Below are 26726 nucleotides of genomic sequence, written 5' to 3'. Positions count from 1 at the left end.
GCTGGCTGGATCCCTGTGACAAGCACAGGGATGAGGGAGCGTTACGGCACCCGGATTGGTTTGCGGGCGCAACCCTACTGCGACCGTAACGCCTCGTTCCAGCGCTCGATCAGGCGGCTGCGTTTCACCTGATCCAGATAGACCATCAGGCCGGGGCTGACGGGAACCGGGCGCAATTGTGCGCCGTGGATGGCCTGCATGGTGTTGGCGGTGTTTTCGCCCGCCACCTCAGGGCTGACGGCGGGAATCTGCAATTGCCGGGCCATGATCGTCTGGCCTTCCTTGGACATGAAGAACTCGAGATAACGACGCCCGAGCGCCGGGTTGGCGGCGGCTTCCGGCACCAGCCCGATACGCGACATGACCACGGTATAGTCTTTCGGCAGCACGATGCCGACATCGGGGTGGCGCGAGGCCCAGTCGGCCGCATAAGAGCCGAGAATGTTGTATCCCAGCACGAAGCGGCCGTCGGAGACCCGCTCCAGAATGGCGGAGGAGGTGGAGTAGACCTTCACGCCCGCCGCGCCCATGGCCTTGATGACGTTCCATATATCGCCGAACTGCTCCTGATCGCGTGACATGAACAGGAAGCCGACACCGGAGCGTTCGATGTCGTAAGTTGCGATGCGGCCATGCACTTGCCTGGCGTGGCGTTCGAGATAATCGACAAATTCGGCGCGGGTGGCGGGCGGCTTTTCCGTGGTGAAGCTCGGCTTGTGATAGACGAAAACAGCCGGCTCGAAGGTCAGCGCATAGGCGGTGTTGCGCCAGTTCGCCCAGGCGGGCCAGCGGGCGCTCATGGCAAGATCGGAGCGCTGCGCATAACCGTCATTGCTCAGCTTCACCTGCAGATCCATGGCGGAGGAAAAGGCGAAATCGGCGGTCTTCTTGCCCGCATCGGTTTCTTTTACGATGCGGTCGTAGATTTCGCCGGTCAGCATATCCTCATAATGGACGGCAATATCGGGATTGGCCTTCTGGAAACCCTCGATCATCGGCGTCGCCAGAGGCTCGTCCAGCGAGGAATAGACCACCAGCGTTTCCGCACCCGCCTTGCCTGATGGGGCGGGAAAAATGGCGACCTGCGCAAGCGCGGGCGAGGCCATGCAAAGACAGAGGCAGAGAAAAAGGCAGATACGCATGGAAAAGATCATGCCGCACGCGCTTGCCATTCACAAGCGGCAAGGGCTTGGTTAAATTCGGCGGATTGCGGGAGGGAAGATTTGCGTATTTTGCTGGTCGAGGACAATCAGGTGCTGTCGGAAGGGCTTTCCGCACTTCTGCGCGGCAGCGGTTATGCGGTGGACGTGGTTTCCGATGGCGCTTCCGCCGATGCGGCGATTGCAGCGGAAAGTTTCGACCTCGTCATTCTCGATCTCAACCTGCCGGAAATGGATGGCATCGAGGTGCTGCGCTCCATGCGTTCGCGCCAGGACAAGGCGGCGGTGCTGATCCTGACGGCGCGCGGTACGCCGGAAGAAAAGGTCAAGGGGCTCGATCTCGGCGCCGACGACTACATGATCAAGCCGTTCGATATCACGGAATTCGAGGCCCGTGTGCGGGTGCTGCTGCGCCGCAATGCCGGCTTGCGTTCCTCCGCCCTCAGTTTCGGCAAGGTGCTTTTCGATCTCAATTCCCGCACCTTTTCCGCCGATGGGCGTCCGCTCGATATTCCGGCGCGCGAGGTGGCGCTGCTTGAGGTGCTGTTCATGCGGGCCGGCAAGGTTGTCGCCAAGGAGGCGATCGTGCAGTCGCTGACCGGCTTCGACGACGATATTTCCGCCAATGCCATCGAGCAATATGTCAGCCGCCTGCGCAAGCGGCTCGCGCCCCACGGGCTGACGGTCAAGACGGCGCGCGGCATCGGTTATTATCTCGAAAAGCTGCCGGAGATGGCTGAATGATACAGGCCGCCTATTCGCTCAGGCGGCGACTTCTAGGCTGGCTTCTCATCTCCACCGCCATTATCGGCTGCGTTGCGCTCACCGATACCTGGCGGGAGGCGGTCAATACCGCCAATGTCGTCTCCGACCGGGTGCTCTCAGGTTCGGCGCTGGCCATTGCCGAACGCGTGGTGGTTGCCGAGGACGGGTCACTGGAAGTGGATATTCCCTATGTCGCGCTGGAAATGCTGACATCGGCGGCGCAGGACCGGGTATTTTACCGCGTCGATGGGCCGAACGGGCAATTCCTCACCGGTTACCAGAACCTGCCGACCGTTGCGAACCCGGCGGGTGATACGCCCGCCTATCGCGATGCCGTGTTCCGCGATGAACCGATCCGCATCGCCGCTATCAGGCGTTTCGCCTCCACCGGCATCAATTCCGTGCCTTTTTCCGTCACCGTTGCCGAAACCACGATTGCCCGCAGCCAGCTGGCGCAGGCGATCATCCTGCGGTCCGCGCTCCGCCTGCTCCTGATGATCGTGGGGGCGGCGATCATCGTCTGGATCGCGGTGACGATTTCGCTCCGGCCGCTTTACCGGCTCAGCGAAGCCATTGCCGAGCGCAGCCCGAACGACCTGCACCCCATCCGCCAATCCGTGCCGGTGGAGGTGGAAAATCTGGTTGAGACGGTCAATTCCTTCATGGTGCGGCTGCAATCGGCGCTCGATGCGCTCCGGCATTTCACCGGCAATGCCAGCCATCAGCTGCGCACGCCGCTCGCCATCATCAGCACCCAGCTGGCCCTTTCCGCCCGCGCCGCAAGCCTTGAAGAGGCGCAGGCGGCGGCGCTGAAGGGCGGCGCTTCGGTGGCCCATGCCGAACATATCCTCGCCCAGCTGCTGCGCATGGCCAATATCGATGCCGCCGGTTCGAGCGAAAAACATGATTTTTCCGCGATAGACCTGGTGGCCGTCGCGCAGAACGTAACCGCCGATTTCGTGCCGCGTGCGGCCGACGCCGGCATCGATCTCGGTTTCGAAGGCGAGGGCGAAGCGACAATTCTCGCCGAGCCGCTCCTAATCGGCGAACTGATCGGCAATCTCGTTTCCAATGCCATCAATTATGCCGGGCGCGGGGCGGAAGTCACCGTGCGCGTCGGCAGGCAAGCGGGCGCCGTCTGGCTGGAAGTGGAAGATAATGGCCCCGGCATACCCCCGGAAAAACGCGCCATGGTGCGCCAGCGCTTCGCCCGCGGCGAAGCCAACGCCGCCCCCGGCGCCGGCCTCGGCCTTGCGATCATCGAGGAGATCGCCGGGCTGTTCGGCGGGCGACTGACGCTGGAGGACGGCGCGGGCGGGCGCGGGTTGAGGGCGCGGGTGGAATTTTCCTGAGGCGGCACTGCTGCGCCGTCCCCTTGGATGAGACTTGCGGTCCTATTCGTTCATCTTGTCGATAATCTGCATCATGATGTCGGCGCAGGCCTTCATCGGCTCGTCAGCGGCACATTTGACGTCGATTTTGCGCTCGCCGTCTTCAATCCTGAAATGCGCTGCCTTGGAGGGCGGGGGTGGCATTCTCTTGCCATGCGGGCCGTCCCGCCAGCCTGCTTCCCTCGGACCACCAGGGCCGGGCGGAGGAGGTGGCGGCGGCGCATCCGCCCTTGAACCGGCATCCGCTGGTCCCGGCGGTGGTGGCGGCTGCTGGGCGAAGCTGGACCCTACCGCGATGAGAAACGCGGCGCCGGCAATGACGAGTTTTTTCATGTGAGGGACCTCGCTGTTAGGCTACGCGTAACAAACGGTCACATGAGATGCTCGGTTGCCGGTCGGCAAAAATAATTCCGCCTCGTTTTCCTTCGCCTTAGCCTTCCATCACCCCATCCGCTCTGAAGCGTAGCTGCCGGGGCTTGGCGGGAAGACCACGGTGCGGTTGCCGTTGATGAAGGTGCGGTGGTGGATATGGGCGTGGATGGCGCGAGCCAGCACCTGGCTTTCCACGTCGCGGCCAAGCGAGACATAGTCGTCGGCAGATTGTGCATGGGTGATGCGCACCGTGTCCTGTTCGATGATCGGGCCTTCGTCGAGATCGGCGGTGACGTAATGCGCCGTTGCGCCGATAAGCTTCACGCCGCGCTCATAGGCCTGCTTGTAGGGGTTTGCACCCTTGAAGCTCGGTAGGAAGGAGTGGTGGATGTTGATGATCTTGCCCGACATCTTGCGGCAGAGGTCATCGGACAGAACCTGCATGTAACGGGCCAGCACCACGAGTTCCGTGCCGCTCGTTTCGACCAGGTCCATCAGCTGCGCTTCGGCCTTCGGCTTGTTCTCCTTCGTCACCTTGATGTGGTGGAAGGGAATGTCGTGGTTGACCACCACTTTCTGGTAATCGAAATGGTTGGAGACGACGCCGACGATATCGATCGGCAGCGCGCCGATCTTCCAGCGATAGAGGAGGTCATTGAGGCAATGGCCGAAACGCGACACCATCAGCATTGCCTTCATGCGCTGGCCGTCCGGATAGATATCCGCTTCCATGCCGAATTTTTTCGCCACCGGCTGAAAGCCTTCGGTGATGGCTTCAAGGGAAGCGCCTTCTTCCGAAATGAAGGAGACGCGCATGAAGAACTTGCCGGTCTCGAGGTCGTCGAACTGCGAACTGTCGACGATGTTGCAGCCCTTTTCCGCCAGATAACCGGAAATCGCGGCGACGATGCCACGGGTCGATTTGCAGGCTACGGTCAGAACATAGGATGTCATTCGTTTTCCCTCAAAGACTTCGCGCCGGCATCAGCCGGCACAGTTCGGCGCGTTCCATAGCGCAGCTTGGCGGCGGAGCAAAGCGCGAAGGCGACGTAGCCAAAGTCATAGGGCGGGAAACGGGCGCGCGCCGTGCCGGAAGCGACATGGAATGTTCCATGGCCAGCACGGCGGCGTCGGCTGTTTCAGTGGTGCCGTTGCTGGCCTCAGGCGCGGCGCAGGCGCATGGCCGGGCGGCCGCGGCCGTCGATCAGTTCCAGCGTGCCGCGGCGCGGTTCCAGCCGGAAGGAGCGCGCGCCTTCCAGCGCGTCGATGAACTGCCGCTCCTGGCGCATGATGTCGGGTGCGCAGGCCATCTGGGTGGAGATCATCCGGCCGAAATCGATGCGGTTGCGGCTGATCTTCACCTCGCCGCCGATGCCGTTGCAGCCGGCATTGCCGGAAACGCGGCCCTCGCGGGTAATTTCCAGCGTCGCCTGGCGGCGGCCGCGAATCCGTTCGCCGCGGATTTCCTGCACCAACCAGCGTCCATCGATGCCGGCTTCCGGCTCCGGTCTGCCCGGACCCGCCCCCACGCGCTCCAGCACGAGATCGGTATCGTCACGTCCGCTGGCGAGCACGGAGTAACGGCGGGTGGTGGTGAAGAGCAGACGGTCGCGGTCGCGGATTTCGGCGCTCAGCGCATAGGAACGGCGGCCACGAATGTCGCGGTCATCATAACGCAGCACGAAGGGCACCGGCACCTGGCCACGCGGGCGGATGGTGGTTTCGGCAATCGTCTGCGACGGGGCATCCGCCAGCGAAACATCGATCAGGCGCACGGTGACGGTCGCGCCCGGCGGCAGGGCGATGCGCTCGCGATAGGAGACGCTGCCGCGCAGACTTGCCGGCGCGGCAGCCGCACCACTTGCCGCAAACAGCGGCGCAAGTGCGACAAGCCCGGCGAAACTGCGGCGCGAAAGAAGAGGTTGGCGGTCGGTCATGGTGCTTGCTCCGTGCTGGTTCCGTTCGAATTTCAACGGATGATAGAAAACGGCACTGAACGGGCGATGAACCGGATTTTCACACCCGGTCAGGTGGACATTTGGTGTGGATGGCAAGGGAGCGACGGGAGGATTCTATGCCATTTGCATGCCCACCGCCCTCATTCCTGTGACGAGCATAGGAATGAGGGTGGAGGGAGGCCGCATCGTCCAAGGGAGCAATTCCTTGCCAGCGGCATCCGCTCAGCTCTCAGCCGCGGAAACCGTCCCGCAGTGCTTCGAACTTCGCGAGTTGCCCGGCCAGCAGTTCCTTGTTCTCGTCGCGGCGGACGAAAATCTTGAACATGGCGCCGCCGGCGGCATTCATGAACCAGACGGAACAGGAGCGACGGCCGTGGAAGCCGCGATCGACGAAGGTAATGCCGGCGCAATTGTCCTTCTTGATGTGACCACCGATGGGGCTGTCGCCGTGGATGTTGAACCAGCCATGGCTTTCGCTGCCTTCCGGCAGGTGGCCAGGCACTTCCAGCACGATGTCGCCGGTCTGCACGATCATCAGGACTTCGCCCCAGCCGCGCATCTCGTTCCAGATGGCGTCGAACTGGTTGGCGGCGGCGGAAACGGCCGCACCTTCGGGCAGGATCGCCAGGATTTCGGCAGGCGTCACCTCGGCCTTGGCGGCAATGGCCTCCACGATGCCATCGGGCTTTTCGGCAAGGGCGGCTGCGGCGCGGACCTGCCTGTCATCGTCGGTCTTCTGGGCTGCAATGCTCATCGGACGACCTCAGGCGGCAATCGAACGGCGGTCGCCATTCTTGTCTTCATGGATGATGACGTCGAAGCCTTCGAAATGCGGGCCGGAGAGATATTCCACCTTGCCGCGGTTTTCGCCGGCCTTGGCGTGGGCGGCGCGGAACTGTTCGGATTTCGTCCAGGCAAGGAAGTCATCCTTGGTGGCCCAGACGGTGTGCGAGGCGTAAAGCGTATGGTCGTCCGCCTTCGGGCCTTTCAGCATGTGAAATTCGATATAGCCCGGCAGTTCGCTGAGGTGCGATTTGCGCTCGCGCCAGATGGATTCGAAGGTGTCTTCATAACCCGGCACGACACGAAAGCGGTTCATTGCGATAAACATGAAAGTCTCCCTTTAAGTCTCCTGTTTCAGTCAGGATATCCGGCCCGGATGGGGTTGGGAAGGGGTTCACGACAAAGCGAACAAATTTACTCCACTTATCGATTGCGCGGTGTATAAACATGTGTAAAGAACTCAAGATTAGTGGCGCGGGCAAACCGGCGCCGGGTCGTGTTTCAGGATAACGCCATGTTGAATTCCCGCCTTCGTTCCTTCGTTCTCGCCGCTCTCGTGCCCGCCGCAATCAGCTTTGCCGCGCCGGCTGCCATGGCTTCGGACAAGGGTAATCCGGAGGCGAAACGCATCGTCGCAGTGGGCGGCACGGTGACGGAAATCCTTTATGCGCTGGGTGCAGGAGATCGTATCGTGGCGCGCGATAGCACCAGCAGCTATCCGGCCGATGCGCTCGCCAAGCCTGACATAGGTTACATGCGGGCGCTGTCGTCGGAAGGCATCCTGTCGCAGAAGCCGGATCTCATTCTTTCGGAAGACGGCTCCGGCCCGGCCGATGTCATCGCCATCTTGAAGGCAAGTGCTGTGCCTTTCGTCACCGTCGATACGCCGCCGAGCGGCGACGCCATTCCCAAGAAGATCGAGGATGTCGGCGCGGCCGTGGGTCTCTCGGACAAGGCGAAGGCGCTGGCTGCCGAGACCAGGGCTGGGCTCGATGCACTCGCCAAGGATGTCTCCGCCATCTCGGAAAAGGGCAGGAAGCGTGTTCTCTTCGTGCTCTCCACCGCCGGCGGCCGCATCATGGCGGCGGGCAAGGATACCGAAGCGGCGGCGATCATCGAAATGGCGGGCGGCATCAATGCGGCTCAGGAGATCACGGGTTACAAGCCGCTGACGGATGAGGCGGTCATTGCTGCGGCACCCGACGTGGTGCTGACCATGGCGCGCGGCGACCACGCCGCCAAGGCGGATGAGACTTTCGCGCTTCCCGCTTTCCAGTCCACGCCTGCCGCCGCAAGCAAGGCTCTCATTAGCATGGATGGGCTTTATCTCATCGGTTTCGGCCCGCGCACGCCTGCCGCCGGTCGCGAGTTGGCAAACAAGCTCTACCCTGACGTGGTGAAGCCGTGAGCCTTGCGATCTTGAGTTCCACCGAGGGCGGCGTTGCCGGCGACAGATCCCGCCAGGGGGTTGTCGCCCTTGCCGTGCTCGTCGGCATCCTGCTGTTTGCCTGTGGCGTGTCGCTTGTCAGCGGACCCACGGGCGTCGGCATTTCAGAGCTCATTGCCTATCTTACCGGCGGCGCGGATCAGCTCGATGCGCGCGACAGGATCATTCTCGAGGCCGTGCGCCTGCCGCGCACCGCGCTCGGCATGTTGATCGGCGCCGGGCTTGCCGTTTCAGGGGCGATGATGCAGGGCCTGTTCCGCAATCCATTGGCCGATCCCGGCATTGTCGGCGTCACCTCGGGTGCGGCGCTGTTTGCGGTCGCGGCGATTTCCCTTGGGGAAGGCGCGCTTGCCACGGTGGCGGTGTTTTTCGGCCCGCATTTCCTGCCGATCATGGCCTTCTTCGGCGGGCTGCTGAACACCTGGGTGCTTTACCTGATCGCCACCAAGGACGGCGCGACCTCCACCACCACGCTCATTCTGGCCGGCATTGCGGTGGCGGCAATCAGCGGCGCGCTGACCGGGCTGATGATTTTCGTGGCGGATGACCGGGCGCTGCGCGACATCACCTTCTGGTCGCTCGGTTCGCTCGGCGGTGCAACGCCCGCCAAGGTGCTCGCGACCCTGCCTTTCATCATCGTCGTTCTCGCCATCATTCCCTTCGTTGCCCGCGGGCTCGATGCGCTGATCCTCGGGGATGCGGCCGCCTTTCACATGGGCATTCCGGTGCAGCGGCTAAAACGGATCGTCATTCTGGCCGTTGCTGCCGCCTGCGGGGCGAGTGTGGCGGCGGCCGGTTCCATCGGCTTCGTCGGCATCGTCGTGCCGCATCTGCTTCGCCTTGCCATTGGCCCGTCGCACCGCTTTTTGCTGCCGGCGTCGGCACTTGGCGGGGCGGCGCTTCTGCTGCTGGCCGACAGTTTCGCCCGCACGGTGGCCGCACCTGCGGAACTGCCGATCGGCGTCGTCACGGCGCTCATCGGCGCGCCGGTCTTCCTGTTCCTGCTCTTGGGACGCGGCGGCTTTTCCATGCGGAACATGTCATGATCCGGGCCGAAAACCTCACCCTCATCCGCTCCGGCCGTCGGCTGCTCGACACGGTCAGCGTCGATCTGAAGCCCGGCAAGGTCAATGTCATCATCGGCCCCAACGGTGCCGGCAAATCCACGCTGATGAAGGTTCTCTCGGGCGAGATGCGCGCCGAGAGCGGCTCGGTGGCCTATAATGACATCGACCTGCCGGCCTTCACGCCGGTCCAGCTTGCGCGTCTCAGAGCCGTGCTGCCGCAGAGCACCCAGCTTGCGTTTCCTTTCACGGCGCTCGAAATCGTGCGCATGGGGGCTGTCGCACAGGGGTCGCGCGCGCCGGAAGAGCAGGCCCGCCGGGCGCTTGCCAAGGCCGGGCTGCGCGGTTTCGAGCAGCGGTCCTACAACATGCTCTCAGGCGGCGAGCAGCAGCGGGTGCAGTTTGCCCGGGCGCTGGCGCAGGTGCCTTTTCCGGTGGAAAATGGTGAGGCGCGGGCGCTCTTCCTCGACGAGCCGACGGCCAGCCTCGATATCGGCCACCAGATCGCAGTGCTGGAAACGGCGCGCGACTTTGCAAGCGGCGGTGGGTTGGTGCTCGCCATCCTGCACGATCTCAATCTTGCGGCGGAATTTGCCGATCAACTTATCGTCATGCATGGCGGCCGGGTGACGGCGAGCGGTCCTTCGCTGGAAACGATCAGCGACGAGACCATCGCCAGGGTCTACGGCATTGGCGGCGTCGTCGGCCGGTTGCCCGCGCGGCATATTCCCTACGTGCTGCCGCAGTCGCGGCATCGTTAGGAGCGCTCTTAGCTTTCCGGGCGCGTGGCGATGAAGAGCGCAGAGCCGAGCATGACGGCGGCGACGATGGCTGCCCGTAGCGGCGGCGGCTCGCTCAGGAACCAGAAAGCGGCGTAGCTGACGGACATGGCCGAAAGCGCCGCGATCTTGGCGTTGCGGGCGATAGCGCCGCGTTCGCGCCATCGCTGCAGGGAAGGGCCGAATCTGGGGTGGGCCAGCAGCCACGCCTCGAGTTTTGGCGAAGAGCGCGAAAAACACCAGAGCGCCAGAAGCAGGAACGGCGTGGTGGGCAAAACGGGAAGAAACGCGCCGACAATGCCGGTCGCGACCATTAGCCAGCCAAGACAGAGGTATAAAAGGCGCATGCCTAGCCGGTATCATGAGTTCAGCACTCAGGATAGAGCGGCGGGCCCAAAACCATGCGGTCCCGTTGCCGCAGGTTCCGGCCGCACCTGAAAAACCAAGGGGTTTTTGCCATCACATTTGCCGTGATCGGGCCGCTACGTCCTGTCGCAGAGTGCCTTTAGGGTTGAAAGCGCGACGCTCAGTCTTTATCCCCTTGGGCCGCGATGCCCGGAGCATAACCGGGCCGTCAACAGGAAGAAGAAGGAAAACACCATGGCCAAGCTGATCCACTCGATGGTCCGGGTGCTGGACGAAAAGCGTTCGGTGGAATTTTACAAACAGGCTTTCGGCCTCGAAATTGCGGAACGCGCCGAGTTCGAGAATTTCACGCTGATCTATCTCAGCAATGCCGAGGGCGATTTCGAGCTGGAACTGACCGTCAACCGTGGCCGCGAGGTGCCCTATGCGCTGGGCGACGGCTACGGCCACCTTGCCGTCAGCGTTGCCGATGTGGACGCCGAACACCAGCGCTTCATCGAGGTCGGCCTTTCTCCCGGCAAGATCATCGAGGCCGATTATAAGGGCCAGCCTTTCGCAAAATACTTTTTCATCTGCGATCCCGATGGTTACAAGATCGAAGTGCTGCAGCGCGGCAACCGGTTCAAATAAGCTCTGATGGAGGCAGGCATGGCAGAGGCAGGCGTCAAACTCGAAGACAGCTGGAAGCGCGTTCTCTCCGGCGAATTCGCAAGCCCCTACATGCTCAAGCTGAAAGAGTTCCTGCTTGCCGAAAAAACCGCCGGCAAGCGCATCTTCCCGAAGGGCGCGGAATATTTCCGCGCTCTCGATCTCACGCCTCTCGATGAGGTCAAGGTCGTCATTTTAGGCCAGGATCCCTATCACGGGCTTGGCCAGGCGCATGGGCTGTGCTTTTCCGTCCAGCCCGGCGTGCGCATTCCGCCTTCGCTCGTCAATATCTACAAGGAATTGCAGGCCGATCTCGGCATTCGCCCGGTGGGTCACGGCTTTCTGGAAAGCTGGGCGAAACAGGGCGTGCTTCTGCTCAACAGCGTGCTGACGGTGGAAGAGTCCCGCGCCGCCTCGCATCAGGGGCAGGGCTGGGAAAAATTCACCGACGCCGTCATCCGCGCTGTCAACGACGAATGCGACCATGTCGTCTTCCTGCTCTGGGGCTCCTATGCCCAGAAGAAGGCGGCCTTCGTGGACCAGCGCAAGCACCTCGTGCTGCGCTCGCCGCATCCGTCCCCGCTTTCGGCCCATAACGGCTTTTTCGGCAATGGCCATTTTTCCAAGGCAAACGCCTTTCTCGTCTCCCATGGCCGCCAGCCGATCGACTGGCAATTGCCTGAAACGGCGGGCAGTGACAAAAACCTTCTCTAGACACTCATAAAATGTCTTTACGCTTTGCGGTTGTCGGGATTAAAGATAACCGGACTACAAAGTGAAGGATTATGCCCGTGTCTCTCCTGTCTGCCGAAACCTCCGTCTCGCTGTCCGATCCGCTGTCGATCGTCGATGCTTTTGAGGATCATTTTTCCGAGCATATGGAGATGGAACGCGACGGTGCGACAGTGCGGTTCAAGACCGAATATGGCCATGGCAGCTTCAGCGCCGAAGGCGGCCATTTCGCTGCAAGGGTCAGCTGCATTTCCGAACATATATTGATGTCGGTAAAGGCCATGGTGGCCGAGCATATCGTCGAATTCTCCGGCGAGACGGGGCTGGATTTCCGCTGGAGCGGCCATGGCGCGCAGCAGCGTGAACTGCCCAATCTTTTCGTCGGCAAGGTCGCCCGCGCGTATAATCTGACACCGCATATGCGCCGGCTGGTGGTATCGGTCGAAAGCGGCATCGAAAGGCTGCTGACCGGCGGCATGCATGTGCGCCTGCTTCTGGTGCCGGATCAGGCCCGCGCACCGGTCTGGCCTTATCTTGCGCCCACCGGGGCGATCGTCTGGCCGGCGGGCGATGATCTTCTCACACGGCGCGTCTACACCATCCGTTCCGGCGATATCGCGCGTGGTGAAGTCGATATCGACTTCGTCATGCATGAGGGCGACCACATGCCGGGCGCGACCTTCGGTGCGACGGCGAAGCCCGGCGATGTTCTCGGCATCATCGGCCCGAGCGGTGTTTGCCCGGAAGCCGAGCGTTATGTCTTCGCCGGTGACGAGACGGCGCTGCCGGTGATGCTGCGCATGGCAGCCGAAATGCCGGCTGGGAAAAAGCTCAACGTCTATGCTGAAGTCGATGACGAAGCCGAGCGGCAGGAGATCGTCTGCGCGGCGAATGTCGAGTGGACATGGCTTTATCGCCGCGGCAAGCCCGCCGGCACCGCCGGCCTCATTGAAAAGGCGTTGCGCGACCATGCCTGGAGCGCGGATCATGAAGGCCTGCACGTCTTTGTCGCCTGCGAAAAATCCGAGGCGAGGGCGGCAAAATCCTTCCTCACCGACGAGATTTCTTTCCCGAAAGCGTCGCTGCGCGCCGTCGGCTACTGGACCCTGGGCGTTGCCGACGATCATTGAACTGCCCCATCGGGCTCGTTGAACAGTCGGTTTTATCGTTCACCATTCGGGAACAATCCGTTCCCGTTGTCCACTCTATGCCTGAGAGCGCTGTTACCCCATCTTGACGCCATGAACAGGGCAGGCCCAACCATGAGGCTCGCCAGGCAAAAAGGGGTTTATCATGCTCAACCAGATCAAGGGCCTGCACCACGTCACGTCGATGGCGGCGAGCGCGCGTCAGAACAACAGTTTTTTCACCGATACGCTCGGCCTGCGCCGGGTGAAGAAGACGGTCAATTTCGACGCGCCTGACGTCTATCACCTGTATTATGGTGATGAAGTCGGCACGCCCGGCTCCGTCATGACCTATTTCCCGTTCCCGCATATCGCTCGTGGCCGTCCCGGCACCGGCGAAGTGGGCACGACGCTGTTTTCCGTTCCCGAGGGATCGCTCGGCTACTGGCAGGACCGTCTTTCCAAGGCCGGCGTGGATGGCCTGAAGGCCGATGAAGCCTTTGGCAACAAGCGCCTGCATTTCGCAGGTCCCGATGGAGACGGTTTTGCGCTGGTTGAAGTCAGGGACGACAATCGTGCGCAGTGGATCGGCAACGGCGTCGGCGCGGATCAGGCGATCCACGGCTTTCAGGGTGCCTCGTTGCGACTTCGCGATGAAGGTGCGACCGCCGAGCTCTTGAAATTCATGGGCTATCAGGAAGTGGATCGCCAGGACGGCGTTCTGCGCCTCGGTATGCCCGGCGGTAACGGTGCTGACTTTATCGACATCGAAACCATGCCGAATATCTCTGGCGCGCGGCTAGGTGCAGGGTCCGTCCACCACATCGCTTTCGCAGTCGAAAACCGCGAAAAGCAGCTGGAGGTGCGCAAGGCGCTGATGGATACCGGCTATCAGGTGACGCCTGTCATCGACCGCGATTATTTCTGGGCGATCTATTTCCGCACCCCGGGCGGCGTGCTGTTCGAAGTGGCCACCAACGAGCCCGGTTTCGACCGCGACGAGGACACCGCCCATCTCGGCGAGGCGCTGAAGCTGCCGACCCAGCATGCGCATCTGCGCTCCGTGCTGGAAGAGCATCTGGAGCCGCTGGGCGACGAGAAGGCGGTTTAACCGCTCGATAGCGTTTGGCAGGACATTGCCACGTATTTCTTCTCCCCGTTTGGGGAGAAGGTGGCCCGAAGGGTCGGATGAGGGGGCAACGTCAGCTATAGATCGCACCCTTGCCCCCTTCATCCCGCTGCCGCGACCTTCTCCCCGGCGGGGAGAAGAAACAAGCCGCATCCGTTTGCTCCATCTGATCGCTCTGCCTGGCCGAAGAGGCCGCGCGGAAGCCGTTGAACCTCCTCCTTTCAGAAAGGATTCTCCCATGACCAAGGACAGCTATTTCCACAAATCCCGCGCCGGCGTTGCGGGTGCTCCGCTTTTCGTCTTGCTGCACGGCACCGGCGGTGATGAAAACCAGTTCTTTGATTTCGGCTCGCGTCTGTTGCCTGAGGCCACCATTCTCTCACCGGTCGGCGATGTTTCCGAACACGGCGCGGCGCGGTTTTTCCGGCGTACGGGCGAGGGCGTCTACGACATGGCCGACCTTCAGCGCGCAACCGAAAAGCTCGCCGATTTCGTCAAGGCGAACCGGGAGCATTATCAGGCCGGTCCGGTCATCGGCCTCGGTTTTTCCAATGGCGCGAATATTCTTGCTAATGTGCTGATCGAACAGCCCGAGCTTTTCGACGCTGCGGTGCTGATGCATCCGCTCATCCCGTTCGAGCCGAAGATCTCCCCCGCCAAAGCCACGCGCCGGGTGTTGATCACGGCCGGTGAACGCGATCCGATTTGCCCGGTGCCGCTGACCAAGGCGCTGGAACAGAGCCTCAAGGCGCAGGGCGGCACGGTGGAAACCGTGTGGCACCCGGGCGGGCATGAAATCCGCTCCGTCGAGATCGATGCGGTCAGGGGTTTTCTGGCGGCTTATGGGGCGTAAAGTGCGCCGCTACTATCGGCTTTCTCCCTCAGGTGGGGAACTCAGGCGCATGTCAGTTCCTGAAAAAGCGTCGCACAAACTCGACTTCATCCTCGGGCTTGACCCGAGGATGACGGAGGAGAGGTTTGGGCACTAGCAACCGCAGACTAGGCTATTCCCGCCCCAGCCTCAGCGATATCCGCATTGCTGCAGCTGTGCTTCGTAACGCATCGCCATGTTGGCGGAGCGGCGGGCGGCCTTCTGGACCGCGGAATTGTTGCGCCAGCTGCCCTTCGCATAACCGCCATGGCCGGAATAATAAGCGAGGTAGAGATTGTAGGGGTCGTTCAGCGAAATGCCGTTTTCGCGCCGGCTCTTGGCGTGATACCAGCCGACGAAGTGGATGGCATCGGTGAAATCGGTGCGGCTTGCCGACCAGCGGCCGGTTTCACGCTGGTAAACACTCCATGTGCCATCAAGCGCCTGTGCATAACCATAGGCCGTAGACTGGCGTTTCCACGGAATAAAACCGAGAAGCTTGGTGCGGGGCGGCCGCGCATAGGGGCGGAAGGCGGATTCGGTGTAGATCGTCGCCATCATGACAGGCACCGGCACGCCGAACTCCCGCTCGGCCGCCTTTGCGTCGCGCCGCCAATTGTTGAAGATGCCGTTCCGCTGCTCGAAAATCGCACAGGCATTGGTCACCTGCGACGGTGCGGTGGCGCAGCCGGCGAGAACGAGCATCAGGAAAACAACGGCAGATACGCCACGCATAACGGAACCCTTTCGTTCCGCTATTCTTAAATTGCTAACCATTAACGTCGGGTTTTAAGACAAGGTTAATTCAAATGCCGCCGATCAGGGGCCTGTTAACCCGCTGAAAATTCCTGTGTCCGGGATGGGGCGAAACCGCCCCCCGAGCGCCTTTTTCAAGATGCGTTTATCCCCGCGCGTCCCCGGTCCCGCCGGCCCGGCTATACTCGGCCCATCCCGGTCATCAGGCGTGCGCGCGGCGCAGGATGGGCGGGGCAGGCGGCCGAAACCGGGGAGTTTCCCGATGTCACGGTTGAGGCGGCCGGCATATGCCCATCCTCCAAACAGGAACCGGTTTGGTGGGCGGGTCATATGTTTGAAGCCGGGGCCGCATCGTCTGCAAAAACCCTGCACTACCCTTTGATACCCCCGCAGCGATGCGGCCCCTTTATCGCTTCCCGACGTTGCCCCGGAATTCGCGGCGACGATACCGGCGCATATTCGAAAAAAAGCGTTCTCTGTACAAAAATGAAAACCGATAAAATTGTAGCAATCGGCTTAAAGCGGCTGAAAACAGTGCTGTGCCATTGTGGGATCACAGACGGGGAGCGGCCTTTGAAAGAGACGCTTCCACGAAACAGAAATCGAGACCGGCACAAGCCGGCGGATCGCAAAACGGGGTATGAAATGCTGAAGAAGATTATTGCTGCCGCCATCTGCGGAATTGCCGTTGCTTCCATGTCCACCCATGCCGATGCGGCCGGTGCTGCCGGTTTTGCCCGTGGTTTTGCTGCCGTCGAGAAAAGCGCTGTCACCCAGATCGGCATTTCCGCGCCGGGTGGTTTTGATGGCTGCGTTCTTTCCGCCGGCCAATGCGTTTCCACCATCGCCGCGCCGCTGACCGGCGAGCGCCGCGAGGAACTGCTGCGCGTCAACCGCGATGTGAACGCCACAATGGGCGCGCTCGATGATTATTTTTCCGGTTTTGCAGCCGATGTTCCGGCAACGCCGTCGTTAAGCCTTGGCGATTGCGGTGATTGCGCCGCGATCAAGCGTGCTGCGCTCGCCGGCGCCGGCTGGTCTTCGAGCGCCCTGCGCCTTGCCTTTTCGCTGAACAATGACGGATCGCTCGAAAAAGTGCTGATCGTTACCACCGACAAGGGCGATATCGTCCTCGGCAACGCCGTCCTTTCTCCGGCTGAGCGAGAAACCGCGCTCTGACCTTTCGTTCGAGCATCGGAAACAGTTTTCGATCCGATGCTCCATTCTTTCATGCCTGCCAGACTACGCCGGTTTTCCTGACCCTTATGGGTTCAGGAAGCCGGCGATTTTTTTCGTTCCGCCACGGCAATGCCTGCCAGTGCCATCACGAGCGCCGCGATTTGATAGGTGTGCAGGGTTTCACTGAGCACGAAGACGGACAGCAACGTGCCGAAGACGGGCACGAGGTTGATGAAGAGGCCGGCGCGGTTGGCGCCGATCTGTTCCACACCCTTGATGTAGAGGATCTGCGCGATGAGCGACGCAAAAATGGCGGCATAGACCACCAGCACCCAGCCCTTTTGATCCGGCCAGACGACGCTGTCGCGCGACATTTCCCAGAAAACCAGCGGGACGGAGGTGAGGAGGGCAAAAAAGGCGGGGATGGCCATCAGCGTGCGCCAGTCGACCGCCGGTTTCCAGCGCAGAATGACGGTGTAGATGGCATAGACCAGAACCGCGAGCAGCATGACGGCGTCGCCGACATTCATTTCCAGCTGCAGCAGCGAGACCGGATCGCCATGCGAGGCGAGAAGCGCCACGCCTGAAATGGTGAGGCAGAAACCGGCGATCTGGCCGAACAGCACGCGGGTGCGGAACAGGATGAAGTTCAGCACGAAGATAACCATGGGAATGCCGGCCTGGATGACGGCGGCATTGATGGCCGAGGTGTGCTGCAGGGCCGTGTAGAGAAACACGTTGAAGGCTGTGTAACCGACGCTGCCGAGCACAAGGAAATAGGGCAGGCGCTTTTTCACCACCGGCCAGTCCTTGATGAGCTGCGGCACGGAAATGGCGAAGATGATGGCGACGGCAAAGACCCAGCGCAGGAAGGTGAAGGCCATGGGGCTGATGTGGCCGACGGCGAGCTTGCCGGCAACGGTGTTGCCGCCCCAGCAGAGCGTGGCGATGATGAGGGCGATATAGGCTTTGGAGGGCACGCTGATGTTTCGCTTCTTCACGGGGCGGGAAAACGGCTAAGGGGTGAATGGCGGTCTTGCGCCCGCGCTTGGCCCCCACGGGGCGAGATAATGCGGGAAATCCGCGCCTTGTCACGGAAAAAGCAAAATTCTCCATAAGAAACAGGGTCGCTTTCCGTAAAACAACACAGTATACATTCGCGGGTTTGGGTTTCCCATCGGGTTATCGGGCGCGCAAGCGCCATGAGCAGGAAAGCAAGAAATGACGAATGTTGTGGTGGTCGGCTCGCAATGGGGCGACGAAGGCAAAGGCAAGATTGTCGACTGGCTGTCCGAGCGGGCAGATGTCGTCGTGCGGTATCAGGGCGGTCATAATGCCGGCCATACACTTGTCATCGACGGTGTCAGCTACAAGCTTTCGCTTCTGCCGTCCGGCGTCGTGCGTCCCGGCAAGCTTGCCGTCATCGGCAATGGCGTCGTGGTCGATCCGCATGCGCTGATCGCCGAAATCGGCCGTCTGGAAGCGCAGGGCGTGAAGGTCACGCCGGAAAACCTGCGCATCGCCGACAACGCCACGCTCATTCTTTCGCTGCACCGCGAACTGGACGGCATGCGCGAAGACGCCGCCTCCAACAGCGGCACCAAGATCGGCACCACGCGCCGCGGCATCGGCCCGGCCTATGAAGACAAGGTCGGCCGCCGCGCCATCCGCGTCATGGATCTCGCCGACATGGAAGCGCTTTCGGCCAAGGTCGACCGCATCCTGACGCATCACAATGCGCTGCGTCGCGGCTTCGGCGCTGCCGAAGTGTCGCATGAAACCATCATGGAAGAGCTGGGCTCGATCGCCGAGCGCATCCTGCCGTTCAGCGAAACCGTCTGGCTGCTGCTCGACAAGAAGCGCCGCGCCGGTGCGCGCATCCTGTTTGAGGGTGCTCAAGGCTCGCTGCTCGATATCGACCACGGCACCTATCCCTACGTGACCTCGTCGAACACGGTTGCCGGCCAGGCCGCTGCCGGTTCGGGCATGGGTCCGGGTTCCCTGGGTTATATTCTCGGCATCACCAAGGCCTACACGACCCGTGTTGGCGAAGGCCCGTTCCCGACCGAACTGAATGACGAGATCGGCCAGTTCCTGGGTGAGAAGGGTCATGAATTCGGCACCGTCACCGGCCGCAAGCGCCGCTGCGGCTGGTTTGATGCCGCGCTGGTGCGCCAGTCGGTCGCCACCAATGGTATTACGGGCATCGCGCTTACCAAGCTTGACGTTCTCGACGGTCTCGACGAGCTGAAAATCTGCGTCGGCTACAAGCTTGACGGGCAGGAAATCGACCATCTTCCGGCAAGCCAGGGCGCGCAGGCGCGGGTCGAGCCGATCTACGTCACACTGGAAGGCTGGAAAGAATCTACCGTCGGTGCCCGAAAATGGGCGGATTTGCCTGCTCAGGCAATCAAATATGTCCGTCAGGTCGAGGAATTGATCGGGGCGCCTGTCGCGCTTCTGTCGACAAGTCCGGAGCGTGACGACACCATACTTGTGACTGATCCGTTTGAGGATTAATGTCCTCGGCGATCTAGATTCATAAACCATATCGGGCCGGTACGTCGCCGGTCACGACGAGAAAGTGCTTATGGCGGATTTTGTAGCAGTCATTCGCAAGGCCGTGGATGGCTTGGCGAACAATACTCCCGAAAACCGGGCGAAGGTTTACGACAAGGCGCGCAGTGCGGTTGTGCGCCAACTCGAGAATATGAAGCCACGTCCGCCGGAAGAATTGTTGCGCCGGCAGATCGCCAAGCTGGACGCCGCCATTGCCGAGGTCGACAGCGAATATGCCGAGGCGCTTCCCGCGCTTGAGGATGATGACGCTATCTCCCCGGCAGCCGAAGAGACGGCGGCATCCTATTACCAGCAGGATGCTGCCGACGCAGACGAGGCCCGCGCCGCCGAACCTGTGGAACAGGCTGAGCAGGAAGAGGAACGGCACGAGCCGGTCTATGAAGAGCCCGCACCCGCCGAGCCTGCACAGCCGGAGCCGGTTTACGAAGAACCGGCCGAAGAGGAAGAGCCCCGGCACGTCGAAGCCGTTGCCGATGAGGAGCAGCGTCACGGCGAACACGAGCCGGAAGAGCTTTATGATGCGCCGGAAACGGTTCATGCCGCTCCGGCCCCGGCACACGTTTCCGACGAGGCCGTTGGCACCTATTTCACGCGGGCGGATGAAGAGCCGGCTCAACAGCCGGAGCCTGAAACGGCGCCCGGCCCCGCCGATGATTCCGTTCCTTCCCATTGGGCACAGCCGGTGGATGAGGATGACTGGCGCAAGCTCGATGAAGCGCGGGATGACGATCTGCGTCCGGCCGCCGAGGAATATGAAGAGGTTCGCAACGAGACCGACGAACGTCCGCTCGTTGCCGGTTACGCTGCGCAGCATTACCAGGAACCGGAAGTAAGCTTCGAGCCGGCCCCTTACGAAGACGATGAGCGTCGCGAGGCGGACGACCATTTGGGCCCTGCCGCCGTGGAGCACGCGCCCGCCTTTGGTGGTCGGCACGATTTTGACGAACATCGCCAGACGGAAGAGCAGGCTCCGAAAAAGACAGCCGTGGTCGAGGATTTCTCGTCTTACTTCCAGGATGCGGATATTGCCATTCCCGCCAAGGACGCGCCGGCGCTGCCGCGCGCGGATAACGATCCCTTCGGTGATCAGGCCGCGGCAAAGGACAATAAGGAACGCACACCCTGGGACGATCTGGACGAGCTGATCGGTTATGACGGCGCGTCGCCGTCCACCCGTCAGGCTTCGGACGAAACGAATGGCGTGGGCGCTGCCGCCGCGACGCCCGCCTATATGGTCAAGAAGAAGCCGCGCCGCAACTATGCGTCGCTGGTGCTTGCCCTTGTCGGCGTGGCGCTGCTTGCCGGCGGCGGTTATGCCGTGTGGATGAACCGCGATGCGCTGAACGATATGGTCGGCGGGCTGGTCAGTTCCGCACAGAACGGCGGCAACACCCAGACCTCTTCGAACGGCACGGGTGAGGCGCAGACGCCGACACCGCCGGCGACCCAGCAGCCGCCCGCCACCGGGCAGCAGCCGACTACCCCGACCAACCATCAGACCCCGACCCATGGCGATGACGGCTCCGTCACCGGCACCAAGTTTACCCAGCGGCTTCTGGCCGATGGCACCGAGCGTGACGAGGGACCTGCCGCCGGTGCGAACGGCCAGCCGGTGACGGCCGAAGGCCAATCGGTCTATGAGCAGAATGTCGCGCCGCCGCCCGCGGGCGAGGCTCCGGCCAATAATGCCGGCGTACCCGCCGGAACCCCAGCGGGTACGCCGCCGGCACAGCAGCCTGCCGCTGCCGCCACCGGTGACCGCATGTTCCTTTATGAGGAAGTGCTGGGCCAGACGGTGCCGACCGCCATTCAGGGCAGCGTTTCCTGGTCGCTGCAGCAGGAAAGTGACGGCGAAGGCAAACCTTCGCCCACCGTGCAGGGCCAGATCACGGTTCCTGGCCGTGGCCTCAGCGCGCTCATCACCTTCAAGCGCAATACCGATCCGTCGCTGCCGGCGAGCCATCTGATCGAGATCGTCTTCTCAGTTTCGCCCGGCTTCGAAGGCGGCGCCATCGACAGCGTCCAGCGCATTGCGATGAAGAGCACCGAGCAGGATCGCGGCAACGCGCTGATCGCGGTTCCGGCCAAGATCACCGACGATTTCCACATGATCGCGCTCAACGACTTCCCGGATGCGATGAAGACCAATCTGGAGCTGCTGAAGAGCCGCAACTGGATCGACATTCCGGTGTCGTATCGCAATGGCCGGCGTGCGCTGCTGACCCTGCAAAAGGGCAATGACGGCATCGCCGCCTTCGACAAGGCGCTCAGCGAATGGGCGGCGGCAGCGCCGGCGACCGGACAGTGATGATTTAAGGGCGGCTCAGGCCGCCCTTAACATTTCAACATATCCAAGCACTGGCTTATTGCCCGGCGAGATTCCCTCTTCCGTCATACCGGCCTTGAGCCGGTATCCAGCCAGCCCAAGTCCTTGGGCTGAAAGGACTCTTCTCGCCGCGTAGACGCGCGTCGGCTGGATTCCGGCTCAAGGCCGGTATGACGGTCGATGGGTTGTCATGGTGAGGACTCGACGGTTGGCGAGGGGCGTTTGCCGGACATTTATCCCCATTTGGCTTTCACACATAAAAAATCCTCGGCCGAGGGCCGAGGATGATGTCGTTCGTGGATGGCGTGCTCTCCTTAAGAGAGTGTCGCCTTAAGCATCCACCACGCGCAAAGCACGCGCGGCTTCCAGCGCTTCCTTCTGCACCGCTTCCTGCACCTTCTCGAAGGCGCGAACCTCGATCTGACGCACGCGTTCGCGGCTGATGTCGAACTCGGAGGAGAGTTCTTCCAGCGTCACCGGGTCTTCGGCAAGCCGGCGGGCCTCGAAGATGCGGCGTTCGCGGTCGTTCAGCACGCCCATGGCCTTGGCCAGCATGCGGCGGCGGGTTTCCAGTTCGTCCTGCTCGATCAGCACGGCTTCCTGGCTTTCATGGTCATCCACCAGCCAATCCTGCCATTGGCCGGATTCGCCCTCGGACGCCTTGATCGGCGCATTCAGCGACGCGTCGCCATGCAGGCGGCGGTTCATCGAGATGACTTCTTCCTCGGAAACCTGCAGCTTGGTGGCGATTTCCTTGACGTGTTCCGGCTTCAGATCGCCGTCGTCGATCGCCTGGATGCGGCCTTTCAGCCGGCGGAGGTTGAAGAACAGGCGTTTCTGGTTGGCCGTCGTACCCATCTTCACCAGCGACCACGAGCGCAGGATATATTCCTGGATCGAAGCCTTGATCCACCACATGGCATAGGTGGCCAGACGGAAACCACGTTCCGGATCGAATTTCTTGACCGCCTGCATCAGGCCGACATTGCCTTCGGACACGACTTCGCCGATCGGCAGGCCGTAACCGCGGTAACCCATGGCGATCTTGGCGACGAGACGCAGATGGCTGGTGACGAGCTTATGGGCGGCGTCGCGGTCACCATGCTCGGCGTAGCGCTTGCCAAGCATGTATTCTTCCTGCGGCTCCAGCATCGGAAATTTGCGGATTTCGTCGAGATATCTATTCAGACCGGCTTCGCCGGCTGTAATCGTAGGCAAACTATTGCGGGCCATAAAGCACCCCCTTATCTATGGTCTGGAACGGCACCCTCTTTGGTCGGCGATTAACCCGCCGGAGGCGCACCGTAAGCTGCGGGTCGTTACCGACCCCGCACGAACCCATGTGACAGATATGTACGCGCCCGCCGCGTTTCAAGCGAACGCTGCGTTCACACATGCGTTATGTTGAGGCGACACCCTCTTTGACCTGTTTAACTTTCGAACGGTAGATTCGTTCCGAAAAACCGCCAAGGCCGGAGCGCACCATCAGCTCATACATGACCCGCCGGCGCATGGGATTATGAAGGCGAACCACCTTCGAGCCGAGGAACTGCGTCTCGACATGGCCCAACCCCTGCAGATCGGGATCGGCGGCAATCGCGCCGGCATAGGTCGCGTGAAATTCCCGCCGGCAGACATAGGTCTTGTATTTGGTCATGCCGAAGCAGACGAGGTTATGGCCATGGGTGCGAAGGAAATCGGCGACGCCCACCGTCACCTCCGGCCAGGCGGGGTTGAAGGTGTCGTCGAAGACGATGACGCCGTGCGGCGCGATCACCTCCATCGCCAGTTTTGCATCGGCCAGCACATGGTGCAGGTGGTGGCCGCCATCGATGCTGAAGAAACGGGCTGGGCCGATCTTCGAGGTGATGTCGGCGGGTGCCAGCCGCGTGCTGTCGCCCCTGATGATCAGTTCCTCATCCATCGCAAAACCCAGCCGGCGGCCGTTTTCCATCAGGCGCTCATATTGGTCGAGGCTACCATCTTCGGGCGGGTCGAGATCGAACAGGTCGACGCCCAGCACCTTTTCCTGTGCCTGGGCGAATTTGCGCAGCAGGAAATAGGAGCGGCCATAATAAACGCCGATTTCCGCCATGCCGCCATCGAGACCCCGGCTCGTCTGCGCCTGCAGCAGCGCCTTGAAGACAAGCGCATCGGGCGGATCGATATAGCCTTCGACGCTGCGCAACTCCTGAAATATAAACCGGCGGTCTTCGATATTCATTCGCGAGAGATCCCGTCATCATGCCGGTTCCGTTCGAGGGAGGCGAATTGAACGTTCGGCGTTTCCTGCGGCGTCAGTGGTCGCCAAGCTCTTGTGCGGCCACGGTTTTCACGGCGGCGGTTTCAAGCTTTGCGGGGGCCGAGGAGGTGTGACGATTGAAGCGAAATTGGGGCGGTCTATAAAAAGGACCGACTGCGGAATATCGCTATCCGCTAATCTTTTTTTATTATCCGGGGCTTCCGGCGAAATACATGGCGCAGTTTTTTTGACCGCGCCATGCAGGTTTTTCAGCCGCGCAATGCGGCGAGCAGCGCTTCCATGTCATCCGGGAGGTCGGTTTCGAACTCCATCACCTCGCCTGTACGGGGATGTTCGAAGGCGAGCAGATAGGCATGCAGCGCCTGGCGCGGAAAGCGGCCAACGGTGCTTTTTGCCGGTTCTTCGAGCAGGTTCGCCTTGGTGCGGAAGGCGGCGCCATATTCGGGATCACCGATCAGCGGATTGCCGATATGGGCCATGTGCACGCGGATCTGGTGGGTGCGGCCGGTTTCCAGGCGGCATTCCACCATCGAGGCGAGGCAGGTGGCGTCCGGTCGTTCATGGTAACGCTCCATCACCTCATAATGGGTGATCGCCTCGCGGGCGTCATCCGAATCCTCGTGCTTGACGGCGCGTTTGGTGCGGTCGGCACTGCGGCCGAGTGCTGCGTCGATGGTGCCGCGCAGGGTGCGCGGGCGGCCCCAGACGACGGCCTTGTAGGCCCGCTCCAAAGGTCCGGTGCGGCCGTGATCGGCAAATTGCGCGGCGAGATGCCGGTGGGCATTGTCGTTCTTCGCCACGACCATGACGCCTGACGTTTCCTTGTCCAGCCGGTGCACGATGCCCGGCCGCTTGACGCCGCCAATGCCGGAAAGGCTGTCGCCGCAATGGTGGATGAGGGCGTTGACCAGCGTTCCCGTCCAGTTGCCGGCGCCCGGATGCACGACGAGCCCGGCGGGCTTGATGAGCACGATCAGGTCTTCATCCTCATATTCCACGTCGAGCGGAATGTCCTCGCCCTTGGGTTCCGGGTCTTCCGGTTCCGGCATCACGATCTCGATGCGATCGCCGGGATGCACCTTCTTTTTCGGCTCCGTCACCGGCTGGCCGTTGAGAGAAACCGCGCCCTGCTCGATCAGGGCCTTCAGGCGGCTGCGGGAGAAGTCGCCGCTCACCTCGCCCGCCAGCCAGGAATCGAGGCGGCCTTCGGCGTCTTCCCCGGCAATCAGGACTTTCCTTGCGTCTCCGCCTTGTTTAAAGGGGTCGTTCATTCTTATTTTTCCGATCCATCAGCATTTCAGGGAACCCGATGACGCAGATCGAGCAAGACGAACAGGAAGACAAGCCGCTTGATCCGGCCATGGAAAAAGTTCGTCGCAAGATGATCCGTTTGCAGATCGTGTCGGGCTCCGTGATGTTTATCAGCCTTATGGCCGTCTTCGGTGCGGTTGTCTACAAGGCGATGGGGCCGTCGAAAGCGGTTCAGACCCAGGCGGAAGCGCCAAACCTCGCCGTCCCGACCGGCAATGGTCCGATCGCGGTCACCGCCAGCCTGCCGCAGGGCTTCACGATCGACAATGTCAGCTATTCCGGCGGCGACATGCTGTTTTACGGCCGGCTCGCCAACGGCACGCGCAAGGCGCTGGTCTTCAACGTCGCGGCCGGCCGGTTCCTTGCCGATGTGACTGTTGATGGCCAGTGAGGGCAATGACCTGCTGGACGGGCGGGCGCTGATCCCGGTCGGGGATCCCGCCGATCCGCGCATCGCCGCCTTTCGCGATATTCGCGAGCGCGACCTCACCGGCCGGCAGGGGCGTTTCATTGCCGAAGGCACGGTGGTGCTGCGCATGCTGGCAGCCGCCCACAAGGCGGGTGGTGATTTTGCGGCGGAAAGCATCCTGATCCTGCGCAACCGGCTTTCCGGCGTTGCGGATATTCTTGCCGATTTTCCTGATGATGTGCCTGTTTACGTGGCCGAAGCGCCGGTGCTTGATGGCATTGTCGGTTTTCACCTGCATCGCGGCATTCTGGCGCTCGGCCGCCGGGTTCAGGATCGCGGGCTCACCGAAATGACGGCGGCGCTTCCTCCGTCTTCACTGGTGCTCGTGGGCTGCGGCATTTCCAATCACGATAATCTCGGGGCGATGTTCCGCAATGCGGCGGCCTTTTATGCCGATGCGGTGTTTCTCGACGAGACCTGCTGCGATCCGCTCTATCGCAAGGCGCTGCGTGTTTCCGTCGGATCAGTTCTTTCGGTTCCCTATCATCGCGGCGGCGGTGCGGTGGAGATGCTGGAGCGGCTTTCTGAGGCCGGGTTTGCGATCTGGAGCCTTTCGCCTGGTGGCGAGACCGAGATCCGCAATATTCCCCGCTCCGAGCGCATGGCGCTTGTCATCGGCACGGAAGGCGAGGGGTTGCCGCAATCGGTGCTCTCGCGGTTTCATACGGCGCGGATTGCGCAATCGCCGCAGCTGGATAGCTTGAATGCGGGGACGGCTTCGGGGCTGGCGCTTTATCAGATGGCGGGAGTGATCGGGCGGGTTTAGGTCCTCGGCGGGTGTGGTTTACCCCCTCTGCCCTGCCGGGCATCTCCCCCTCGAGGGGGAGATCGACTCGTGGTTAGGTCTCGCCCATGTCAACGTTTCCGAATGGAGGGGTGATAGCGCCTCCTGCTGATCTCCCCCCTTGAGGGGGAGATGCCCGGCAGGGCAGAGGGGGTAAAACCACACCCTCACGCTCAGTGTTTCCGCTTCTCCATCACCACCTTCGCCCGCTTCGCAAGGCTCTCGCGGCCGGATGACTTGGAGGCCTTGGCAAGCAGCCCCGGAATGGGCGATGTCTCGCCCTCCTGCGCAGCCGTGAGCGCGATCATCTCAGCGGCAATCCTTGCGATTTCACGGCGGATCGGTTCGTCATTGCCGGTGCCGCGCACATTCAGCAGGCGCTCGGTAAGAGCGGTGCCCTGATTGCGGATATCCTCGATTTCCTGTTCCAGACCTTCTGATGCCGGCGCCGCTGGCTCCTCAACCG

General features: G+C 61.9%; 27 protein-coding genes and 1 pseudogene. 15 read left to right on the top strand and 13 right to left on the bottom strand.

What is annotated here, in order from left to right; genetic code table 11:
* Positions 1–74 precede the first annotated feature (74 nt).
* Positions 75–1172 (bottom strand): ABC transporter substrate-binding protein, encoded by a 1098-nt coding sequence (locus DA915_RS12355; protein ID WP_371412712.1) that lies wholly within the window; start codon positions 1170–1172, stop codon positions 75–77.
* Between the two features lie 51 nt (positions 1173–1223).
* Between DA915_RS12355 and DA915_RS12350 the strand changes: the two genes are divergently transcribed.
* Together DA915_RS12350 and DA915_RS12345 are read left to right on the top strand one after the other, a co-directional pair.
* Positions 1224–1904, top strand: coding sequence for a response regulator transcription factor (locus DA915_RS12350; protein ID WP_003491888.1), 681 nt, complete (start codon positions 1224–1226; stop codon positions 1902–1904).
* Complete coding sequence (locus DA915_RS12345; RefSeq protein ID WP_107675952.1) at positions 1901–3277, top strand: sensor histidine kinase; 1377 nt, start codon at positions 1901–1903, stop codon at positions 3275–3277. Before DA915_RS12350 ends, DA915_RS12345 begins: the two co-directional genes overlap by 4 nt.
* A 42-nt stretch (positions 3278–3319) precedes the next feature.
* Here DA915_RS12345 and DA915_RS12340 read toward each other — a convergent pair whose 3' ends face one another.
* The 5 genes from DA915_RS12340 to DA915_RS12315 form a co-directional block, all read right to left on the bottom strand.
* Positions 3320–3649, bottom strand: coding sequence for a hypothetical protein (locus DA915_RS12340; protein WP_107675951.1), 330 nt, complete (start codon positions 3647–3649; stop codon positions 3320–3322).
* 108 nt (positions 3650–3757) lie between these two features.
* Positions 3758–4642, bottom strand: a complete 885-nt coding sequence (purU, locus tag DA915_RS12335) for a formyltetrahydrofolate deformylase (protein ID WP_087744912.1) — start codon at positions 4640–4642, stop codon at positions 3758–3760.
* Between the two features lie 206 nt (positions 4643–4848).
* Positions 4849–5625: a YbaY family lipoprotein gene (locus tag DA915_RS12325; protein ID WP_107675950.1), complete on the bottom strand. Its 777-nt coding sequence runs from the start codon at positions 5623–5625 to the stop codon at positions 4849–4851.
* Between the two features lie 250 nt (positions 5626–5875).
* Positions 5876–6400, bottom strand: a complete 525-nt coding sequence (gene hutX, locus DA915_RS12320; protein ID WP_107675949.1) for a heme utilization cystosolic carrier protein HutX — start codon at positions 6398–6400, stop codon at positions 5876–5878.
* 9 nt (positions 6401–6409) lie between these two features.
* The gene (locus DA915_RS12315) at positions 6410–6757 is read right to left on the bottom strand and encodes an antibiotic biosynthesis monooxygenase (protein WP_020809369.1); all 348 of its coding nucleotides are present in this window, start codon (positions 6755–6757) and stop codon (positions 6410–6412) included.
* Between the two features lie 186 nt (positions 6758–6943).
* Between DA915_RS12315 and DA915_RS12310 the strand changes: the two genes are divergently transcribed.
* Genes DA915_RS12310 through DA915_RS12300 form a run of 3 tightly spaced genes read left to right on the top strand, consistent with a single transcriptional unit; the run spans position 6944 to position 9701 of the window.
* Positions 6944–7837 carry a hemin ABC transporter substrate-binding protein gene (locus DA915_RS12310; RefSeq protein ID WP_107675948.1) on the top strand — a complete coding sequence of 298 codons (894 nt, stop codon included), beginning with the start codon at positions 6944–6946 and terminating at the stop codon, positions 7835–7837.
* Positions 7834–8922, top strand: coding sequence for an iron ABC transporter permease (locus DA915_RS12305; protein WP_060723669.1), 1089 nt, complete (start codon positions 7834–7836; stop codon positions 8920–8922). Before DA915_RS12310 ends, DA915_RS12305 begins: the two co-directional genes overlap by 4 nt.
* Positions 8919–9701, top strand: coding sequence for a heme ABC transporter ATP-binding protein (locus DA915_RS12300; protein WP_080866409.1), 783 nt, complete (start codon positions 8919–8921; stop codon positions 9699–9701). The genes DA915_RS12305 and DA915_RS12300 overlap by 4 nt, the downstream gene beginning before the upstream one ends.
* Positions 9702–9709: 8 nt before the next feature.
* On the opposite strand, the gene DA915_RS12295 is transcribed toward DA915_RS12300, so the two are convergent.
* Complete coding sequence (locus DA915_RS12295) at positions 9710–10066, bottom strand: YbaN family protein (protein ID WP_020809365.1); 357 nt, start codon at positions 10064–10066, stop codon at positions 9710–9712.
* A 253-nt stretch (positions 10067–10319) separates the two neighbouring features.
* Between DA915_RS12295 and DA915_RS12290 the strand changes: the two genes are divergently transcribed.
* The 5 genes from DA915_RS12290 (at position 10320) to DA915_RS12270 (ending at position 14574) form a co-directional block, all read left to right on the top strand.
* Complete coding sequence (locus DA915_RS12290) at positions 10320–10715, top strand: VOC family protein (protein ID WP_004429967.1); 396 nt, start codon at positions 10320–10322, stop codon at positions 10713–10715.
* Positions 10716–10733: 18 nt separating this feature from the next.
* Positions 10734–11447, top strand: coding sequence for a uracil-DNA glycosylase (ung, locus tag DA915_RS12285; protein ID WP_031233587.1), 714 nt, complete (start codon positions 10734–10736; stop codon positions 11445–11447).
* Positions 11448–11518: 71 nt separating this feature from the next.
* Positions 11519–12595 carry a siderophore-interacting protein gene (locus tag DA915_RS12280; RefSeq protein ID WP_020809363.1) on the top strand — a complete coding sequence of 359 codons (1077 nt, stop codon included), beginning with the start codon at positions 11519–11521 and terminating at the stop codon, positions 12593–12595.
* Between the two features lie 163 nt (positions 12596–12758).
* Positions 12759–13703 carry a VOC family protein gene (locus tag DA915_RS12275; RefSeq protein WP_004429973.1) on the top strand — a complete coding sequence of 315 codons (945 nt, stop codon included), beginning with the start codon at positions 12759–12761 and terminating at the stop codon, positions 13701–13703.
* Between the two features lie 256 nt (positions 13704–13959).
* Positions 13960–14574 carry an alpha/beta hydrolase gene (locus tag DA915_RS12270; RefSeq protein ID WP_060723665.1) on the top strand — a complete coding sequence of 205 codons (615 nt, stop codon included), beginning with the start codon at positions 13960–13962 and terminating at the stop codon, positions 14572–14574.
* 168 nt (positions 14575–14742) lie between these two features.
* On the opposite strand, the gene DA915_RS12265 is transcribed toward DA915_RS12270, so the two are convergent.
* Positions 14743–15327 carry a transglycosylase SLT domain-containing protein gene (locus tag DA915_RS12265; protein WP_004429977.1) on the bottom strand — a complete coding sequence of 195 codons (585 nt, stop codon included), beginning with the start codon at positions 15325–15327 and terminating at the stop codon, positions 14743–14745.
* A gap of 666 nt (positions 15328–15993) precedes the next feature.
* Here DA915_RS12265 and DA915_RS12255 point away from each other — a divergent pair.
* Complete coding sequence (locus tag DA915_RS12255) at positions 15994–16527, top strand: transglutaminase-like cysteine peptidase (protein WP_060723664.1); 534 nt, start codon at positions 15994–15996, stop codon at positions 16525–16527.
* A 92-nt stretch (positions 16528–16619) separates the two neighbouring features.
* Here the strand turns inward: DA915_RS12255 and DA915_RS12250 are convergent, their stop codons facing one another.
* Positions 16620–17507 carry a DMT family transporter gene (locus DA915_RS12250; protein ID WP_161974134.1) on the bottom strand — a complete coding sequence of 296 codons (888 nt, stop codon included), beginning with the start codon at positions 17505–17507 and terminating at the stop codon, positions 16620–16622.
* Positions 17508–17748: 241 nt separating this feature from the next.
* Between DA915_RS12250 and DA915_RS12245 the strand changes: the two genes are divergently transcribed.
* Positions 17749–19047 carry an adenylosuccinate synthase gene (locus DA915_RS12245; protein ID WP_004429984.1) on the top strand — a complete coding sequence of 433 codons (1299 nt, stop codon included), beginning with the start codon at positions 17749–17751 and terminating at the stop codon, positions 19045–19047.
* Positions 19048–19117: 70 nt separating this feature from the next.
* Entirely contained in the window at positions 19118–21415 is a 2298-nt protein-coding gene (locus DA915_RS12240; protein WP_192886478.1) for a hypothetical protein, read from the top strand.
* Positions 21416–21763: 348 nt separating this feature from the next.
* Here the strand turns inward: DA915_RS12240 and rpoH are convergent, their stop codons facing one another.
* The 3 genes from rpoH to DA915_RS12225 form a co-directional block, all read right to left on the bottom strand.
* The gene (gene rpoH / locus DA915_RS12235) at positions 21764–22666 is read right to left on the bottom strand and encodes an RNA polymerase sigma factor RpoH (RefSeq protein ID WP_003491840.1); all 903 of its coding nucleotides are present in this window, start codon (positions 22664–22666) and stop codon (positions 21764–21766) included.
* Between the two features lie 166 nt (positions 22667–22832).
* The gene (locus DA915_RS12230) at positions 22833–23657 is read right to left on the bottom strand and encodes a class I SAM-dependent methyltransferase (protein WP_107675945.1); all 825 of its coding nucleotides are present in this window, start codon (positions 23655–23657) and stop codon (positions 22833–22835) included.
* A gap of 287 nt (positions 23658–23944) precedes the next feature.
* On the bottom strand, positions 23945–24967 hold the full coding sequence (locus DA915_RS12225) for an RluA family pseudouridine synthase (protein WP_080864156.1): 1023 nt from the start codon (positions 24965–24967) through the stop codon (positions 23945–23947).
* A gap of 38 nt (positions 24968–25005) precedes the next feature.
* Here DA915_RS12225 and DA915_RS12220 point away from each other — a divergent pair, with 38 nt between their 5' ends.
* Positions 25006–25398 (top strand): hypothetical protein, encoded by a 393-nt coding sequence (locus DA915_RS12220; protein WP_107675944.1) that lies wholly within the window; start codon positions 25006–25008, stop codon positions 25396–25398.
* The gene (locus DA915_RS12215; RefSeq protein ID WP_107675943.1) at positions 25388–26242 is read left to right on the top strand and encodes an RNA methyltransferase; all 855 of its coding nucleotides are present in this window, start codon (positions 25388–25390) and stop codon (positions 26240–26242) included. Before DA915_RS12220 ends, DA915_RS12215 begins: the two co-directional genes overlap by 11 nt.
* A 191-nt stretch (positions 26243–26433) precedes the next feature.
* On the opposite strand, the pseudogene DA915_RS12210 reads toward DA915_RS12215, so the two are convergent.
* Positions 26434–26726 (bottom strand): annotated as a pseudogene (locus DA915_RS12210) (hypothetical protein); the annotation flags it as partial.

The organism is Agrobacterium sp. LAD9 (assembly GCF_003031125.1).
In the GTDB taxonomy this organism is placed as follows: domain Bacteria; phylum Pseudomonadota; class Alphaproteobacteria; order Rhizobiales; family Rhizobiaceae; genus Agrobacterium; species Agrobacterium radiobacter.
This window is presented reverse-complemented; position numbering and strand designations above follow the sequence as displayed.

Excerpts from the sequence above, each read along its gene's own strand:
- DA915_RS12340 (WP_107675951.1), bottom strand. The coding sequence starts at position 3,649 with ATGAAAAAACTCGTCATTGCCGGCGCCGCGTTTCTCATCGCGGTAGGG.
- DA915_RS12230 (WP_107675945.1), bottom strand. The coding sequence starts at position 23,657 with ATGAATATCGAAGACCGCCGGTTTATATTTCAGGAGTTGCGCAGCGTC.
- DA915_RS12325 (WP_107675950.1), bottom strand. The coding sequence starts at position 5,625 with ATGACCGACCGCCAACCTCTTCTTTCGCGCCGCAGTTTCGCCGGGCTT.
- DA915_RS12345 (WP_107675952.1), top strand. The coding sequence starts at position 1,901 with ATGATACAGGCCGCCTATTCGCTCAGGCGGCGACTTCTAGGCTGGCTT.
- hutX (WP_107675949.1), bottom strand. The coding sequence starts at position 6,400 with ATGAGCATTGCAGCCCAGAAGACCGACGATGACAGGCAGGTCCGCGCC.
- ung (WP_031233587.1), top strand. The coding sequence starts at position 10,734 with ATGGCAGAGGCAGGCGTCAAACTCGAAGACAGCTGGAAGCGCGTTCTC.
- DA915_RS12355 (WP_371412712.1), bottom strand. The coding sequence starts at position 1,172 with ATGGCAAGCGCGTGCGGCATGATCTTTTCCATGCGTATCTGCCTTTTT.
- DA915_RS12255 (WP_060723664.1), top strand. The coding sequence starts at position 15,994 with ATGCTGAAGAAGATTATTGCTGCCGCCATCTGCGGAATTGCCGTTGCT.
- DA915_RS12270 (WP_060723665.1), top strand. The coding sequence starts at position 13,960 with ATGACCAAGGACAGCTATTTCCACAAATCCCGCGCCGGCGTTGCGGGT.
- DA915_RS12240 (WP_192886478.1), top strand. The coding sequence starts at position 19,118 with ATGGCGGATTTTGTAGCAGTCATTCGCAAGGCCGTGGATGGCTTGGCG.
- DA915_RS12245 (WP_004429984.1), top strand. The coding sequence starts at position 17,749 with ATGACGAATGTTGTGGTGGTCGGCTCGCAATGGGGCGACGAAGGCAAA.
- purU (WP_087744912.1), bottom strand. The coding sequence starts at position 4,642 with ATGACATCCTATGTTCTGACCGTAGCCTGCAAATCGACCCGTGGCATC.
- DA915_RS12215 (WP_107675943.1), top strand. The coding sequence starts at position 25,388 with ATGGCCAGTGAGGGCAATGACCTGCTGGACGGGCGGGCGCTGATCCCG.
- rpoH (WP_003491840.1), bottom strand. The coding sequence starts at position 22,666 with ATGGCCCGCAATAGTTTGCCTACGATTACAGCCGGCGAAGCCGGTCTG.
- DA915_RS12310 (WP_107675948.1), top strand. The coding sequence starts at position 6,944 with ATGTTGAATTCCCGCCTTCGTTCCTTCGTTCTCGCCGCTCTCGTGCCC.
- DA915_RS12225 (WP_080864156.1), bottom strand. The coding sequence starts at position 24,967 with ATGAACGACCCCTTTAAACAAGGCGGAGACGCAAGGAAAGTCCTGATT.
- DA915_RS12295 (WP_020809365.1), bottom strand. The coding sequence starts at position 10,066 with ATGCGCCTTTTATACCTCTGTCTTGGCTGGCTAATGGTCGCGACCGGC.
- DA915_RS12265 (WP_004429977.1), bottom strand. The coding sequence starts at position 15,327 with ATGCGTGGCGTATCTGCCGTTGTTTTCCTGATGCTCGTTCTCGCCGGC.
- DA915_RS12280 (WP_020809363.1), top strand. The coding sequence starts at position 11,519 with ATGCCCGTGTCTCTCCTGTCTGCCGAAACCTCCGTCTCGCTGTCCGAT.
- DA915_RS12220 (WP_107675944.1), top strand. The coding sequence starts at position 25,006 with ATGACGCAGATCGAGCAAGACGAACAGGAAGACAAGCCGCTTGATCCG.
- DA915_RS12300 (WP_080866409.1), top strand. The coding sequence starts at position 8,919 with ATGATCCGGGCCGAAAACCTCACCCTCATCCGCTCCGGCCGTCGGCTG.
- DA915_RS12275 (WP_004429973.1), top strand. The coding sequence starts at position 12,759 with ATGCTCAACCAGATCAAGGGCCTGCACCACGTCACGTCGATGGCGGCG.
- DA915_RS12315 (WP_020809369.1), bottom strand. The coding sequence starts at position 6,757 with ATGTTTATCGCAATGAACCGCTTTCGTGTCGTGCCGGGTTATGAAGAC.
- DA915_RS12290 (WP_004429967.1), top strand. The coding sequence starts at position 10,320 with ATGGCCAAGCTGATCCACTCGATGGTCCGGGTGCTGGACGAAAAGCGT.